Raw genomic sequence first — 14,294 nt, 5'->3', positions numbered from 1 at the left:
CTCAGCCGAGCCGCTTCAGGACCTCCTGGGCCAGCGGCGCGGAGGAGGCCGGGTTCTGCCCCGTGACCAGGTTCCGGTCGACCACGACCTTCGGCGCCCAGGGCTCTCCCACCTGCACGTCGACGCCCGCCTCGCGCAGGCGCGTCTCCAGCAGCCACTTCGCCTTGTCGGCGAAACCGGCCTGCGCCTCCTCGGCGTTGGAGAATCCGGTGGCCTGGTAGCCCGCGAAGGCGTTCGTGCCGTCAGGCCGGGTCGCCGCGAGCAGGGCGGCCGGGGCGTGGCAGACGATCGCGAGCGGCTTGCCGGAGTCGAGGGCGTCGACCAGCAGCCGGCCGGAGGTGGCGTCCACGGCGAGGTCCTCCATGGGGCCGTGGCCGCCGGGGTAGAAGACCGCGTCGTAGTCGTCCAGGTTCACGTCCTCCAGCGGGACGGGGCGCTTGAACTCGGGCGCGGCCTCCAGCGCGGCGGCGATCCGGTCGGCGCCCTCCTGGCCGCCGTTGACCTCCGGCGCGAGGCTGCCCTTGTCGACGGTCGGCACGACTCCGCCCGGCGTGGCCACGACCACCTCGTCACCGGCCTTCTTGAACGCCTCGTACGGCGCCACGGCCTCCTCGGCCCAGAAGCCGGTCGGGTGCCGGGTGCCGTCGGCCAGCGTCCAGTGGTCGGCGCCGGTCACCACGAAAAGGATCTTCGACATGAGGTCTCTCCAAGCACTCTGAGGTCAGGGGAGCACCGGCTCCCCGCTCGACCGTAGACGGATGCCCGGAACGGTACCCCTGAAGCCGGGGCCTGACCTGCGGCGACGTCTACTCCACCCCGGCTCCCCGGAACGTCCGCCGGTATGCCAGCGGGGTCACCCCGATCGCCGCGTGCAGATGCTCGCGCAGGGAGGTCCCGGTGGCGAAGCCGACCTGCGCGGCGAGCTCGTCCACGGCGAGGTCGGTGGTCTCCAGCAGGTGCCGGGCGCGGGCGACGCGCTGCTGGATGAGCCAGCGCCCGGGACTCGTCCCGACCTCCTCGCCGAACCGCCGCGCGAAGGTGCGCCGGCTCATCCGGGCGTGCCCGGCCAGCTCGGTCAGCGACAGCGGCTCGTGCAGGCGCTCCAGCGCCCACTGACGGGTCGCCGAGGTGCCGTTGGCCTGCTCCTCGGGGACCGGGTGCTGGATGTACTGCGCCTGCCCGCCGTCGCGCCACGGCGGCACCACGCAGGCGCGGGCCACGTCGTTGGCGACGGCCGCGCCGTGGTCCTGGCGTACGACGTGCAGGCACACGTCGATCCCCGAGGCCGCGCCCGCCGAGGTGAGGAGGTCTCCGTCGTCCACGAAGAGCACGTCCGGGTCGAGGCGCACCGCCGGGAACCAGGCGCGGAAGGTGTCCGCGAGGGCCCAGTGGGTGGTGGCGCGGCGGCCGTCGAGCCGTCCGGCGGCGGCCAGGACGAAGGCGCCGGTGCAGATGGAGACGATCCGGGTGCCGGGGGGCACCGCCGCCAGCGCCGCCTCCAGCTTCGGTGGGAGGCCGCGGCGGACCTGGGAGACGTCGAACGGCACGAGGACGACCGTGTCCGCCGTCGCCAGCACCTCGGGCCCGTGCCCGACCGTGACCGAGAAGTCGGAGTTGGTGGCGACGGGCCCGCCGTCGGCCGAGCAGGTGAGCACCTCGTAGCGGCCCCCGGCCGAACCGAAGACGCGGCTGGGGATGCCCAGCTCGAAGGGGTAGACCCCGTCCAGGGCGAGGACGACGACGCGGTGCGGAGCGGTCATGGCACGATCCCGTTGAAAGATGGCATTCATGCCATGGTACGTCGGCTCCGCCCGGGTGAACCTGGACGTATGACGAACCACGCCACCATGCACGCCATCAGCCAGGACGAGTACGGCACCCCCGACGTCCTCAAGGAGACCGAGGTCCCCCGCCCGAAGCCGGGCCCGAGCGAGATCCTGGTCGCGGTCCGCGCCTCCGGACTCAACCCGACCGACTGGAAGCACCGCACCGGGGGCATGTTCCTCGACCGGCTCCCGCTCGTCCTCGGCTGGGACGTCTCCGGTGTCGTCGAGGAGGTCGGCTACGGCGTGACCCTCTTCAAGCCCGGCGACGAGGTCTTCGGCATGCTGCCCTACCCGTACGGCGTCGGCGCCCACGCGGAGTACGTGAAGGGGCCGGCCCGCGCCTTCACCCACAAGCCGGACTCGATCGACCACGTCCAGGCGGGAGCACTGCCGCTGGCCGCGCTCACCGCGTACCAGGCGCTGGTGGACACGGCGCAGGTCCGTCCCGGCCAGCGCGTGTTGGTGCACGCCGCCGCCGGAGGCGTCGGCCACCTCGCGGTGCAGATCGCCAAGGCGCTCGGGGCGTACGTCATCGGGACCGCGAGCGAGCCCAAGCACGAGTTCCTGCGGTCGCTCGGGGCGGACGAGGTGATCGACTACCGGTCCGTCGACTTCCGGGACGTCGTGGGGGACGTGGACGTGGTGCTGGACACCATCTCCGGGGAGACCCGGGTGCGTTCGCTGGAGGTGCTGCGGCCCGGGGGCGTGCTCGTCTCGCTGCTGCCCGGTACCGATCCGGAGGAGCCGGCCAAGGCCGAGGCCCGTGGCGTGCGGGTGGAGACGTTGCTGGTGGAGGCGGACCAGGCGGGGATGAAGGCGGTTGCCGAGCTGGCTTCCTCCGGCGCGCTGCGCGCCCACGTCGAGGGCGTGTTCCCGCTCGCGGAGGCGGCCAAGGCGCACGCGGTGGGGGAGACGGGGAGGGTCACCGGCAAGCTGGTGCTGACCGTCGGGTCCTGAGGGATGTGGGTGAGCCCTGCCGCTCCGTCTTGGGGGAGGGGCAGGGCTCTTCGCTTTCGCGCGTACGGAAGTCGGCGCGGACCATCTCGGTGCGGTCGTCGGGAGCCGAGTGAAGGTACGTTCTGGCCATGACTGGTGACTGGCGGACGGACCGGATCGGGTCTGCGCTGAGGGGGGAGAACCCCACCGTGCTGCGGCGGTTGACGGCGGGGTTCGCGGTGATCGGGGACGTTCAGTTCCTGCCTGGCTACTCGGTTCTGCTCGTGGACGAGCCCGGCGTGCAGCGGCTGTCGGACCTGCCGAGGGCGAAGCGGCTGTCGTTCCTGTCGGACATGGAACAGCTCGGCGAAGCGGTGGAGCGTGCCTGCCGGCGGCTGGACCCGGCTTTCCGCCGGGTCAACCTGGAGATCCTGGGGAACACGGACCCGTTCCTGCACGCGCATGTCTGGCCGCGGTTCGAGTGGGAGCCGGCGGAACTGGTGGGCAAGCCGGTGTGGCTCTATCCGGGCGACCGGTGGAGCGACGTCCGCTTCCGGCTCGGACCGGGGCACGCCGAGCTGCGGGACGCGATCAGCGCGGAGTTGGACCACCTGCCGTCGGACACCGCGAGCAGCGTGTGAACGGCAGCGCTCCTGCCCCGTCCCGTCTCCCGGCCGCGATCCTCCTACCGGGCGCGGCCGCCCTGGCCGCCTTCGCCCAGTTGCTGCTCCTGCCGTGGGACCCCCGCAGCAACGTGCCGGTGAGCCCCGGCTCGGACACCCTCACCACCGGCTACACCTGGTGGGGCACCGCCCTGTTCGCCGTCGTGCTGGCCGCGCTGGCCTGGGCGGTCGGGCGCTGGTACCGGACGGGGGCGGCCGTGCTGGTGGTGGGCGGGGTGCCGGCCGTGCTGCTGCTGGCGTCCTTCCTCGCCCACGAGCCCGACCCGGACGGGTTCGCCGGGCTGTGGCCCACCAGTTGGCTGAGCGGCGCGGTGCTGATGCTGGCGGGAACCGCACTCGTGGCGGGCTGGGCCGGCGTGGATCTCCCGCGCACCGCACAGGCGTTGCTGGTGCCGTTGCTGGTGGCGGGCGCCGCCGCCTTGTCGGGCTTCCTGTGGGAGTCGGTCGCCTCCGATGAGGGGTGGATCGCCCGCGTCGTCTCGGCCGTGCTCGCGTCGGCGGCGGGCTACGGCCTCGGTCGGGTGCTGCGCGTGTGCGGGTGGGACGCCCGCTGGAGCGTGGCGCTCACGACCGGCGCGGTGCTGCTCATCGCGGTGGTCGACAGCGCCTCCGGCCCCCTGTGGGGCTGGGCGCCCCCGGACGTGACCGCGTGGCTCGTCACCGTCACGGCCTACGTTGCGGGGACGGCTTCAGCGTGGGCGTGGTGGACGCGGACCTGACCTCGCCTGCCGCTGGCGTCGCCCGTCGGCTCACCCCCTGCCCCGTCCCAGCCGTACCGGCGCCTCCCTGTGACCGTTACTGATCAGCGACGGCACCGGCTGCAACTCCCCGACGGGCACCGCGAGTTCCAGCTCAGGGAACCGTGCGAACAACTCCCGGAGCACCGTCCCCACCTCCAGCCGGGCCAGCGGAGCGCCCAGGCAGAAGTGGATGCCGTGGCCGAAGGCCAGGTGGTCCTTCACCGGGCGGGTGGCGTCGAAGGTGTCGGCGGAGTTTCCGTGCCAGGACGGGTGGCGGTTGGCGGCCGCGTAGGAGGCGAGGACCGGGGCGCCCTGGGGGATGATCCGGCCGTCCGGCAGGGGGATGTCGCGGACCGCGTAGCGCAGGGGGAGGTGTTTCACCGCGGGCTCGTGGCGGAGGGTCTCCTCGACCACGTCGGCCCAGCTCGCACGGCCCTCGCGGACGTGGGCGAGCTGGGACGGGTCGGTGAGGAGGGCGGTGATCGCCTGGTCGATGACGTTCACCGTCGTCTCGTAGCCCGCGCTGATCACCAGGAGGAGGGTGTCGCGCAGCTCCTCCTGGGTCAGCGCGTCGCCGGCGCCCTCCTCGTCGCGGGCCATGATGAGGGCGGAGGTCAGGTCGTCGGCCGGAGTCACCCGCTTCGCCTCGATCAGTGCGTCCAGCCACTTGTACAGCGACCTCGTGTTCTGGGTCGCCTGCTCCACGGTCAGCGTCGTGTCGAACACGCCGTCCACCGCCGCACGGAACTCCGGCGTGTGCACCTCCGGTACGCCCATCAGCCTGCTGATCACCGTGATGGGGAGGGGGTACGCGAGGTGTTCGCGCAGGTCGACCACCTCGTCACCCGGGCGCTCGGCCATGGCGTCCAGCAGGTCCGCCACGATCGACTCGATCACCGGCTGGAGCGCGGCGATCCGGCGGGCGCTGAACGCCGGGGCGACCATGCGGCGCAGCCTGCGGTGATCGCCGCCGTACGCCGTGAACATGTTGGTCACCGCCACCCAGAGAGCCAGCGGCCAGGTCGGTGCCGTCTCGGCGAAGGCCGGCCAGTGGGCGCGGGGGTCCTTCGAGACGTCCGGGCTGGTCAGGAGGGCTTTCAGCAGGGCCGGGTCGCTCACCGACCAGGCCGTGACCCCGAGGATGTCCACCTGCGTGGCCGGGCCTCGGGCGCGCAGCGCCCGGTGCTCGGCGTGGTGATCGGCGCCGGTGGGGTCGAGGACCAGGGGTGGCGGCTGCTCGGGCACGACAGCTCCTCGGCGAGGGGAGTACGGCACGTTCAACGGTAGGAGCGGCACATCCGGTAGAACAGGCCGCCTCACCAGGGCAGCACCCCCGCGCCCTCCTGGAACGTCCCGCTCACCTCCGCCTCGCACGCCAGGCGCACGATCACCTCCGCTCCTTCCGCCACACTCTGCGTCCCCGTGTTGTGGTTGAGGTCGGTCGCCGTGAAGCCGGGGTCCGCCGCGTTGACGCGCAGGTTCGGGAACGCCTTCGCGTACTGCACGGTCAGCATGTTCAGGGCTGCCTTGGAGGCCGGGTAGGCGAGGTCGGGGTAGAAGTGCTCCGGGGCGGACGGGTCGGCGAGGGCGCGGGTGAGGGCGAGGCCGCTGCTGACGTTCACGACGACCGGGGCGGGGGAGCGCAGGAGGAGGGGGAGGAAGGCCTGCAGGACGCGTACCGGGCCGAAGACGTTCGTCTCGAAGACCTCCCGGACGTCGTCCGCCGTGACCGCCGCCGGGTCGACGAAGCCGCCGTCGGGGCGGCGCGGCTCGATGCCGGCGTTGTTGACCAGGACGTCCAGGCCGCCCGCCGCCTCCAGCGTGCGGACCGCCGCCAGGACGGACGCGTCGTCGGTCACGTCGAGCTGGACGAACGTCGCGCCCAGCTTCTCCGCCGCCCGCCTGCCCCGCTCCTCGTCGCGGGCGCCGACGTAGACGGTGTGGCCCTCGGCCAGCAGGCGGCGGGCGGTCTCGTAGCCGAGGCCCTTGTTCGCTCCGGTGATCAGTGTGTTCGTCATGGTTCCAGCCTCCGCCGGGTGCCCGCCGGCAGCCAGAGGACCGGTTTTCCTGGGACTGGCGGTACCAGGCGGCCGCACGCCCCGCGCGGCACACTGGACCGTATGGCGAGCGCGGAACTCGGGACGGCGATCCACCGCTGGCGGGACCGGCTCCCGCCCGGTGAGGCGGGGCTGCCCCAGGGCGGCCGCAGGCGGGCGTCCGGGCTGCGGCGGGAGGAGCTGGCCCAGCTCGCCGGGATCTCCGTCGACTATGTGACCCGTCTTGAGCAGGGCCGCGCCACCAACCCCTCCTCCCAGGTCGTGGAGGCGCTCACCCGGGCGCTGCGTCTGTCGGCGGCCGAGCGGGACCACCTGTACCGGCTCGCCGGGCTCGCCCCGCCCGCCCCGACGGCCGTGCCCACCTTCATCCCGCCCAGCGTGCACCGCCTGCTGGACCGGCTCGGCCGCACCCCGGTCGCCGTCTACGACGCCAGCTGGACCCTGCTCACCGCCAACTCGCCCTACGCGGCCCTCATGGGCGACTCCACCCGCTGGAAGGGGCGCCGACTCAACGGCGTCTGGCGGCACTTCGCCGGCCCCGGCTCCGGTGTACGGCACACCCCCGAGTCACTGGCCGCCTTCGAGTCAGCCCTCGTGGCCGACCTTCGCGCGGCCGCCGGACGGTACCCGCACGACCGCGCCCTCGTCGGTCTGATCGCCGAACTGCGCACCCACAGCAGCCGGTTCGCCGAACTGTGGGACAGCGGCACCGTCGGCGTCCACGAGGCGGCGCGCAAGACCATCGACCACCCGGCGGTCGGCCCGCTCACCCTCGACTGCGACATCCTCACCGTCGCGGGCAGCGATCTGCGGATCATGGTCTACACCGCCGAACCCGGCACCGAGGACGCCGAACGCCTCGCCCTGCTCATGGTGCTGGGGACGCAGGAGGTGGCCGTCTGAGTCCCACCGGGTACCCGTGACCGCATCCCGCCGTACGGAAGGGAAGCACCATGGCCTCCGCAACACGCGCCCGCTCACGTCGACTTCGGTCCTGGCTGACCCTCGCCACCGACAACTGGCTCTCGCGGGGCTACCTCGTGGTGGCCGGCTCCGCGCTCGGGTTCTTCCTCTACGCCGTCTACCTCTCGCCGGACCCCGGCTTCGCCGCGATCTGGCCCTTCGCCGCGACCCTGCCGCTCAGCGCCGTCGCGTTCCTCGCTCCCTCGCCGGAACTGGACCCTTCCGTCAACTGGCTCACCCCGCTGCTCTTCGCCGCGTGGGTGTCGGTGTGCGCGCTGGTCGACGCGGGGCTGCTCGGGATGGCCGTACGCGCCTTCCGCACCCGGTCCGCCGCCTAGGCGCCCGCCAGCGGATACCGGTGCACCGGCGGCAGGCCCGTCAGCAGGCCCGGCCACACCGTGTCGATGACGTGCGCGCTCGGGGTGAACAGCGGCCGGGGCAGCACCGCCGGGTCGTGCCACTCCCAGCGGTCGATCAACTCCGGCTCGCGCACGCTCGGTTCACCCTTGTACGCGCTCACCCGCACCGCGGCCGTCACGCGCGGGATCCCGTGCACGGAGTCCATCAGCAGCGCCAGCAGCCGCGCGTCCTCCGCCTCGGCCCGCAGCCCCGTCTCCTCGGCCAACTCCCGTACCGCGGCCTCCGCGAAGCCCTCCCCGGCGTCGTTCTTGCCGCCGGGCAGCTCCCACACCCCGCGCTTCTTCGACCAGCCGAGCAGGACCCGGCCCGCCGCGTCGGTCACGGCGACCCCGGCACCGGTGAGCGCGTGCGGCGAGGGCCGTCCCTTGTCGGCGTAGGCGATGTCCTCCACCACTTCCCCTTCCGATGAGGCGGAAGCGCCCGTCACTCCTGCTTCCGCCATGCCTGGACCCCCAGTCTGCCCGTCGTCCCGAGGTCCAGTTCCGGCGTCAACGTCACCGGCGCGGCGCCCGCCTTGGCACGGACGCGGAGGTAGGGGGCGTCCACGGCCCCGCCGAACGCCTCCACCGTGTTGCGCCAGACGATGCCGGACAGGGCGCGCTCGCCGGGGCGCAGGGTCAGCGGGCGGGCCACGTCGGGGGTCCCGTCGAGCGGGGCGACCTCGGCCGAGGGCACGATCCGCACCCCTTCGACGCGCTCGTGCCCGGCGTCGATGATCTCCAACTCCGGCCGGCCGTCCACCGCGTAGGGCTCCTTGCCGCAGTTCTCCAGGTGCAGGCCCACCATGCGCAGCCCCATCGCCGCGTCCCCCGCGTCGGCGTACACCCGCACCCCCGACGCGGGGCACGGTCCGCCGGGGGCCGGGGCCTCGGCGCTCGGGATGCTGCGGACGGACAGCAGCGACACGCTGGTGCCGCCCGCGACGTCCCCGTAGCTCCGGCTCATCGCCACCCGGCCGTGCACGGTGCTGCCATGCCGCACCGGCCCCACGACCCGGCTCGCCCCGGTGTACCCCTTCGCGTCGAACAGGACGGTGTACGTCATGTCGTGCGCGGCCGGGTTGGTCACCTCGAACTCCGCCGTCAGGCCACTCGGCCGGCAGACGCCCTCCTCGTCGATCGCACCGGCGTACTGCCGGGTGATCCGTACCCCGTCCCGGGAGGTCCCCGTGCCGGACGGCACCGGGGTGGGCGTGCCCGGCGGGCGGGAGGCGTCGGCGGTGGCCGTGGGGCGGGCGCGAGGGATCTCGCCGTAGCGCGGGGCCTTCGACGGGCACAGGGCCTCCGCGCGCACCCCGTCCGCGTCCGCGCCGGGCCCGGCGGTACCGCACCCGGCGAGGGCCAGAAGGGCGAGCACTCCCACACCTGCGAATGATCTGCGCATCCGGTGAGTCGATCAGGAGCGGTTCCCACCGGCTGTGGTGGAAGCCACTCCTCCGGTCACAGGGCTGTCACAGTGCCCCGTCCCGCTTCTCGAACGCCCGCAGAATCCGGTCCGCCGCCAGGGTCGCCGTCAACGACCCGTCCCTGACCTCCTGTTCGAGGTCCGGTGCGAGTCTCCTGACCTCGGGGTCGGCGTGCAGCCGGCCGAGCAGCTCGTCGCGCACCATCGCCCAGGTCCAACGCACCTGCTGGTCACGTCTCTTGGCGGTCAGCCGGCCCGTGGAGTCCAGCAGGGTGCGGTGCTGCTCCAGCCGTTCCCACACCGTGTCCAGACCGCTCGTCTCGCGGGCACTGCAGTGCAGCACGGGCGGGGTCCAGAACGCGTCCTTGCCGTGCATCAACCGCAGCGCGCCCGCGAGTTCACGGGCCGCGGCCCGCGCGTCCTTCTCGTGCGGACCGTCCGCCTTGTTGACGGCGATCACGTCGGCCAGCTCCAGCACGCCCTTCTTGATGCCCTGGAGCTGGTCGCCGGTGCGGGCCAGGGTGAGCAGCAGGAAGGAGTCCACCATGTCGGCGACCGCGGTCTCCGACTGGCCGACGCCGACCGTCTCCACCAGGATCACGTCGTACCCGGCCGCCTCCATCACCACCATGGACTCACGGGTCGCCTTCGCCACTCCGCCCAGCGTGCCCGCGCTGGGGGAGGGGCGGACGAACGCGTGCGGGTCCACCGCGAGGCGCTCCATCCGGGTCTTGTCGCCCAGGATGGAGCCGCCGGTACGCGTGGAGGACGGGTCCACGGCGAGCACGGCCACCCGGTGACCCTGCTCGGTCAGCATCGTGCCGAACGCGTCGATGAACGTGGACTTGCCGACGCCCGGCACCCCGCTCACCCCGATCCGCCGCGCCCGCCCGCTGTGCGGCAGCAGCTCGGACAACAACTCCTGCGCCAGCGCGCGGTGCTGGGGGCGGGTGGACTCGACCAGGGTGATCGCGCGGGCCACCAGGGCGCGCTTCCCGTCCAGCACGCCCTTCACATAGGTGTCGAGATCGATCGCGGCCATGCCGGGCTCAGAGATCGTGGCCGAGGTCGGCGGCGAGCCGCTTCACCAGGTCGTGCGCCGCGTCCGGGATGACCGTGCCGGGCGGGAACACCGCCGTGGCGCCCATCTCCAGCAGCGTCGGCACGTCCTGCGGCGGGATCACCCCGCCCACCACGACCATGATGTCCCCGCGCCCCTCCTCGGCCAGCTTCTCCCGCAGCGCGGGGACCAGCGTGAGGTGCCCGGCGGCCAGCGAGGACACGCCGACCACGTGCACGTCCGCCTCCACCGCCTGCCGGGCGACCTCCTCCGGCGTCTGGAACAGCGGGCCGACGTCGACGTCGAAGCCCAGGTCGGCGAAGGCGGTGGCGATCACCTTCTGGCCCCGGTCGTGCCCGTCCTGGCCCATCTTGGCGACCAGGATGCGCGGCCGGCGCCCCTCCGCCTCCTCGAAGGCGTCGACCAGGGCGCGGGTGCGGTCCACCGACGGGGACTCGCCTGCTTCGTTGCGGTACACCCCGGAGATGGTACGGATCTGGCTCGCGTGCCGGCCGTACACCTTCTCCAGCGCGTCCGAGATCTCGCCCACCGTCGCCTTGGCGCGGGCCGCGTTCACCGCCAGCTCCAGCAGGTTGCCCTCGCCGTCCGCCGCGCGGGTCAGCGCGTCCAGCGCGTCCCGGCACGCCACGTCGTCCCGCTCGGCGCGCAGCCGCCGCAGCTTCTCGATCTGCTGGGCGCGGACCGAGGAGTTGTCGACCTTGAGCACGTCGATCTGCTCGTCGGTGTCCACGCGGTACTTGTTGACGCCGATCACCGGCTGCCGCCCGGAGTCGATACGGGCCTGGGTGCGCGCCGCGGCCTCCTCCACCCGGAGCTTGGGGATGCCGGCGTCGATGGCCTGCGCCATGCCGCCCGCGGCCTCGACCTCCTGGATGTGCTGCCACGCCTTGCGGGCGAGGTCGTACGTCAGCCGCTCCACGTACGCGCTGCCGCCCCACGGGTCGATGACCCGGGTGGTGCCCGACTCCTGCTGGATCAGCAGCTGGGTGTTGCGGGCGATGCGCGCCGAGAAGTCGGTGGGCAACGCCAGTGCCTCGTCGAGGGCGTTGGTGTGCAGCGACTGGGTGTGGCCCTGGGTCGCCGCCATCGCCTCCACGCAGGTGCGCGTGACGTTGTTGAAGACGTCCTGCGCGGTCAGCGACCACCCCGAGGTCTGCGAATGGGTGCGCAACGAGAGGGATTTGGCGTTCTGGGGGTCGAACTGCTTCACCAGCTTGGCCCAGAGCAGCCGGGCCGCCCTGAGTTTGGCGACCTCCATGAAGAAGTTCATGCCGATCGCCCAGAAGAACGACAGCCGGGGCGCGAAAGCGTCCACGTCCAGCCCCGCCTCCCGGCCCGCCCGGATGTACTCCACGCCGTCCGCGAGGGTGTACGCCAGCTCCAGGTCGGCCGTCGCGCCCGCCTCCTGGATGTGGTAGCCCGAGATGGAGATGGAGTTGTAGCGCGGCATCCGCTGCGAGGTGTACGCGAAGATGTCGGAGATGATCCGCATCGACGGCTTCGGCGGATAGATGTAGGTGTTGCGGACCATGAACTCCTTGAGGATGTCGTTCTGGATGGTCCCGGCCAGCTTCTCGGGCGGTACGCCCTGCTCCTCCGCCGCCACGATGTAGAGCGCCAGCACCGGCAGCACGGCGCCGTTCATCGTCATCGACACGGTCATCCTGTCCAGCGGGATGCCGTCGAAGAGCTGCCGCATGTCGAGGATCGAGTCGATGGCCACGCCCGCCATGCCGACGTCGCCCATCACCCGCGGGTGGTCGCTGTCGTACCCCCGGTGCGTCGGCAGGTCGAAGGCGACCGACAGGCCCTTCTGGCCGGCGGCCAGGTTGCGCCGGTAGAAGGCGTTGGACTCCTCGGCCGTGGAGAAGCCGGCGTACTGCCGGATCGTCCAGGGCTGGTTGACGTACATCGTCGGGTACGGCCCGCGCAGATACGGCGCCATGCCCGGGTACGTGTCCAGGAAGTCCAGGCCCTCCAGGTCACGGCCGGTGTAGAGCCCCTTGACCTCGATGCCCTCGGGCGTCTCCCACAGCGGCTCGCCGCCCCCGGTGTCCCGCTCGACGGCGGCACGCCACTCCTCGGCGCCGCCGTCGACGGCCGGGGTGCCCAGCTCGATGCCGGAGAAGTCGGGGATTCCCATCAGGACACTCCGATGCGGTCGAGGGTCGCGGTCAGGACGGCGACCGCGTCGCAGCCCGCGAAGACGTAATGGTCGACGCCGGTGTACCCGGCGGGGCGGCCTGCCAGGTGGATCTGCCGGGCGCCCGCCGCGCGCAGGGCCTCGGCGGCCTGTGCGGCCTCCTCGGCGTAGCGGGCGTCGCTGGAGCAGAGGACCGCCTCGGTGGCGCCGCTCTCCTCGAAGTTCCCGCCGGTGACCGGCTCGATGCCGCCCGCCTGGAAGAGGTTGGCGGCGAAGGAGGCGCGGGCGGTGTGCTCGGCGGCCGGGCCGAGCGTGGCGAGGAAGACCCGGGGGCGGGCGCCGGTCGCGGCCAGGTGGGCGTCGGAGCGGGCGCGCAGTGCCTCGTACGCCTCGTCCCGGCGCACGCGCGGCAGACCGCCGGACGGGGGCTCGGGGGCGGGCTCGCGGTGCACCGGCTTCTCGTCCAGGAAGGGGAACTCGCTGACCCCGGTGATGGGTTCGCGCCGCTTGGCGAGCTTCGCGGACCGCTCCGCCCAGGTGCGCGCGAGGTCGTCCCGGAGCCGGCCGGAGCGCAACACGGCCGCCTGGCCGCCGTCCCGCTCGATGGACCGGAAGAACTCCCAGGCCGCGTGCGCCAGTTCGTCGGTCAGCCGCTCCACGTACCAGGAGCCGCCCGCCGGGTCGACGACCCGCGCGAGGTGCGACTCCTCGACCAGGATGGTGGAGGTGTTGCGGGCGATGCGGCGGGCGAACGCGTCGGGCAGCCCCAGCGCGTGGTCGAACGGCAGCACCGTCACGGAGTCGGCGCCGCCCACTCCGGCGGCCAGCGTGGCGACGGTCGTGCGCAGCATGTTCACCCACGGGTCGCGCCGCGACATCATCACCGGCGAGGTCACCGCGTGCTGTACCTGGGCGCCCGCGCCCGGCGCCCCGCACACCTCCGCGACCCGCGCCCAGAGACGGCGCGCGGCGCGGAGCTTGGCGATGGTGAGGAACTGGTCGGCGGTCGCCGCGTACCGGAACTCGATCTGGGCGGTGGCCTGTTCGGCGCTCAGCCCGGCCTCGGTCAGCTCCCGCAGACAGGCCACGGCGGTGGCCAGCGAGGCGCCCAGTTCCTGCGCGGCCGAGCCGCCCGCCTCGTGGTACGGCAGCGCGTCCACGGTCAGCGTGCGCAGCCCCGGATACGCGGCGGCACGGGCCGCGAGCGCGGCGACGGGGGCGAAGTCCAGCGGGGTGCCGGTGCGGGCCTCGTACCCCAGCGGGTCGGCGCCGAGGCTGCCGCGTACGTCCTCGGGGGAGACGCCCCGCTCCTCGTACAGCTTCAGCAGCGCGTCCGCGGCCGCCTCGGTGTCGGCGCCCGCGTCCAGGGCCACGGGGGCGAGGTCCAGGTAGACGCCGTCGAGCGCCCGGCCCAGGTCCGCGACCGGGATGCCGCCCTCGCCGAGCACCAGCCAGAGCGAGGTGACGCCGTTCTCCAGATCGGCCAGCACCGACCCGTCGGACAGGGCCGCGTGCCGCTGCCGGACGTCCCAGCCCCCGGGGGTGTTGCCCACCGGGCGGCCGCCGCGGGTGAACGGCGCGAAGCCGGGCAGGCCGGGGTCGGGCGCGGCGTCGCGCGGGGTGTACAGCGGCCGGGTGCGCAGCCCGTCCTCCAGCGTCGTGGACAGGGCGTCCTCGACTGCCGCGCCGGAGACTTCCTTGCCGGACTTGCGCAGGACACCCTCGACCAGGCGTTGCCACTGCTCATGCGTCGCGTCAGGGAACTCGGCGGCCAGTGAGAGCCCGTCGTCAGGCAGGACCGTCATGCTCGGATGTTAGGACAGGGTGCTCAGGTGACAGCAGAACGATGGCCTGTGACGTTCCCCTCGTTGCGGTTGTGATCCGGGCCTCCCGGGGGGCCTGCCGGCGCCGTGTGCACGGCAGATGGGCCGGACGCCGGATCAGGGCCGTGTCGCACAGTGTGTCGTTGTTGGGCCGAACGGGTGACTTGGCGTAAGAATTGGCTGGTGCAGGCATCGAAAGCGAGTCAGGTCAGGGGGAG

At 73.0% G+C, this 14,294-nt stretch carries 14 protein-coding genes; 5 read left to right on the top strand and 9 right to left on the bottom strand.

Features of this window, described 5'->3' with window-relative positions:
• Position 1: 1 nt before the first annotated feature.
• Positions 2-697: a type 1 glutamine amidotransferase domain-containing protein gene (locus tag EV284_RS22925; RefSeq protein ID WP_130337186.1), complete on the bottom strand. Its 696-nt coding sequence runs from the start codon at positions 695-697 to the stop codon at positions 2-4.
• A gap of 109 nt (positions 698-806) precedes the next feature.
• Complete coding sequence (locus EV284_RS22920) at positions 807-1,760, bottom strand: helix-turn-helix domain-containing protein (RefSeq protein ID WP_130337184.1); 954 nt, start codon at positions 1,758-1,760, stop codon at positions 807-809.
• 69 nt (positions 1,761-1,829) lie between these two features.
• Here EV284_RS22920 and EV284_RS22915 point away from each other — a divergent pair, with 69 nt between their 5' ends.
• The 3 genes from EV284_RS22915 (at position 1,830) to EV284_RS22905 (ending at position 4,164) form a co-directional block, all read left to right on the top strand.
• Entirely contained in the window at positions 1,830-2,783 is a 954-nt protein-coding gene (locus tag EV284_RS22915; protein WP_242625789.1) for an NADP-dependent oxidoreductase, read from the top strand.
• A 128-nt stretch (positions 2,784-2,911) separates the two neighbouring features.
• Entirely contained in the window at positions 2,912-3,403 is a 492-nt protein-coding gene (locus tag EV284_RS22910; protein WP_130337182.1) for a diadenosine tetraphosphate hydrolase, read from the top strand.
• On the top strand, positions 3,400-4,164 hold the full coding sequence (locus EV284_RS22905; protein WP_242625788.1) for a hypothetical protein: 765 nt from the start codon (positions 3,400-3,402) through the stop codon (positions 4,162-4,164). The genes EV284_RS22910 and EV284_RS22905 overlap by 4 nt, the downstream gene beginning before the upstream one ends.
• A gap of 30 nt (positions 4,165-4,194) precedes the next feature.
• Here the strand turns inward: EV284_RS22905 and EV284_RS22900 are convergent, their stop codons facing one another.
• Both EV284_RS22900 and EV284_RS22895 read right to left on the bottom strand, forming a co-directional pair.
• Positions 4,195-5,430, bottom strand: a complete 1,236-nt coding sequence (locus EV284_RS22900) for a cytochrome P450 (RefSeq protein ID WP_130337180.1) — start codon at positions 5,428-5,430, stop codon at positions 4,195-4,197.
• 71 nt (positions 5,431-5,501) lie between these two features.
• Positions 5,502-6,203 carry an SDR family NAD(P)-dependent oxidoreductase gene (locus EV284_RS22895; protein WP_130337178.1) on the bottom strand — a complete coding sequence of 234 codons (702 nt, stop codon included), beginning with the start codon at positions 6,201-6,203 and terminating at the stop codon, positions 5,502-5,504.
• Positions 6,204-6,305: 102 nt separating this feature from the next.
• Here EV284_RS22895 and EV284_RS22890 point away from each other — a divergent pair, with 102 nt between their 5' ends.
• Together EV284_RS22890 and EV284_RS22885 are read left to right on the top strand one after the other, a co-directional pair.
• Entirely contained in the window at positions 6,306-7,145 is an 840-nt protein-coding gene (locus tag EV284_RS22890; RefSeq protein ID WP_130337176.1) for a helix-turn-helix transcriptional regulator, read from the top strand.
• Positions 7,146-7,195: 50 nt separating this feature from the next.
• Entirely contained in the window at positions 7,196-7,543 is a 348-nt protein-coding gene (locus tag EV284_RS22885; RefSeq protein WP_130337174.1) for a hypothetical protein, read from the top strand.
• Here the strand turns inward: EV284_RS22885 and EV284_RS22880 are convergent.
• The 5 genes from EV284_RS22880 to EV284_RS22860 form a co-directional block, all read right to left on the bottom strand.
• Positions 7,540-8,016: an NUDIX hydrolase gene (locus tag EV284_RS22880; protein ID WP_278045865.1), complete on the bottom strand. Its 477-nt coding sequence runs from the start codon at positions 8,014-8,016 to the stop codon at positions 7,540-7,542. The two genes, EV284_RS22885 and EV284_RS22880, sit on opposite strands and share 4 nt — an antisense overlap.
• 32 nt (positions 8,017-8,048) lie before the next feature.
• Complete coding sequence (locus EV284_RS22875; RefSeq protein ID WP_242625787.1) at positions 8,049-8,981, bottom strand: DUF4232 domain-containing protein; 933 nt, start codon at positions 8,979-8,981, stop codon at positions 8,049-8,051.
• Between the two features lie 94 nt (positions 8,982-9,075).
• Positions 9,076-10,071: a methylmalonyl Co-A mutase-associated GTPase MeaB gene (gene meaB, locus EV284_RS22870; protein ID WP_130337168.1), complete on the bottom strand. Its 996-nt coding sequence runs from the start codon at positions 10,069-10,071 to the stop codon at positions 9,076-9,078.
• 7 nt (positions 10,072-10,078) lie between these two features.
• Positions 10,079-12,253, bottom strand: coding sequence for a methylmalonyl-CoA mutase (gene scpA, locus EV284_RS22865; protein ID WP_130337166.1), 2,175 nt, complete (start codon positions 12,251-12,253; stop codon positions 10,079-10,081).
• Complete coding sequence (locus EV284_RS22860; RefSeq protein ID WP_130337164.1) at positions 12,253-14,058, bottom strand: methylmalonyl-CoA mutase subunit beta; 1,806 nt, start codon at positions 14,056-14,058, stop codon at positions 12,253-12,255. The genes scpA and EV284_RS22860 overlap by 1 nt, the downstream gene beginning before the upstream one ends.
• Between the last annotated feature and the right edge of the window lie 236 nt (positions 14,059-14,294).

The organism is Streptomyces sp. BK022 (genome assembly GCF_004217355.1).
GTDB classification, from domain to species: Bacteria; Actinomycetota; Actinomycetes; order Streptomycetales; family Streptomycetaceae; genus Streptomyces; species Streptomyces griseoluteus.
This window is presented reverse-complemented; position numbering and strand designations above follow the sequence as displayed.

Coding starts and splice junctions, on each gene's coding strand:
- EV284_RS22915 (WP_242625789.1), top strand. CDS start 1,830: ATGACGAACCACGCCACCATGCACGCCATCAGCCAGGACGAGTACGGC.
- EV284_RS22885 (WP_130337174.1), top strand. CDS start 7,196: ATGGCCTCCGCAACACGCGCCCGCTCACGTCGACTTCGGTCCTGGCTG.
- EV284_RS22860 (WP_130337164.1), bottom strand. CDS start 14,058: ATGACGGTCCTGCCTGACGACGGGCTCTCACTGGCCGCCGAGTTCCCT.
- EV284_RS22920 (WP_130337184.1), bottom strand. CDS start 1,760: ATGACCGCTCCGCACCGCGTCGTCGTCCTCGCCCTGGACGGGGTCTAC.
- EV284_RS22890 (WP_130337176.1), top strand. CDS start 6,306: ATGGCGAGCGCGGAACTCGGGACGGCGATCCACCGCTGGCGGGACCGG.
- meaB (WP_130337168.1), bottom strand. CDS start 10,071: ATGGCCGCGATCGATCTCGACACCTATGTGAAGGGCGTGCTGGACGGG.
- scpA (WP_130337166.1), bottom strand. CDS start 12,253: ATGGGAATCCCCGACTTCTCCGGCATCGAGCTGGGCACCCCGGCCGTC.
- EV284_RS22895 (WP_130337178.1), bottom strand. CDS start 6,203: ATGACGAACACACTGATCACCGGAGCGAACAAGGGCCTCGGCTACGAG.
- EV284_RS22910 (WP_130337182.1), top strand. CDS start 2,912: ATGACTGGTGACTGGCGGACGGACCGGATCGGGTCTGCGCTGAGGGGG.
- EV284_RS22925 (WP_130337186.1), bottom strand. CDS start 697: ATGTCGAAGATCCTTTTCGTGGTGACCGGCGCCGACCACTGGACGCTG.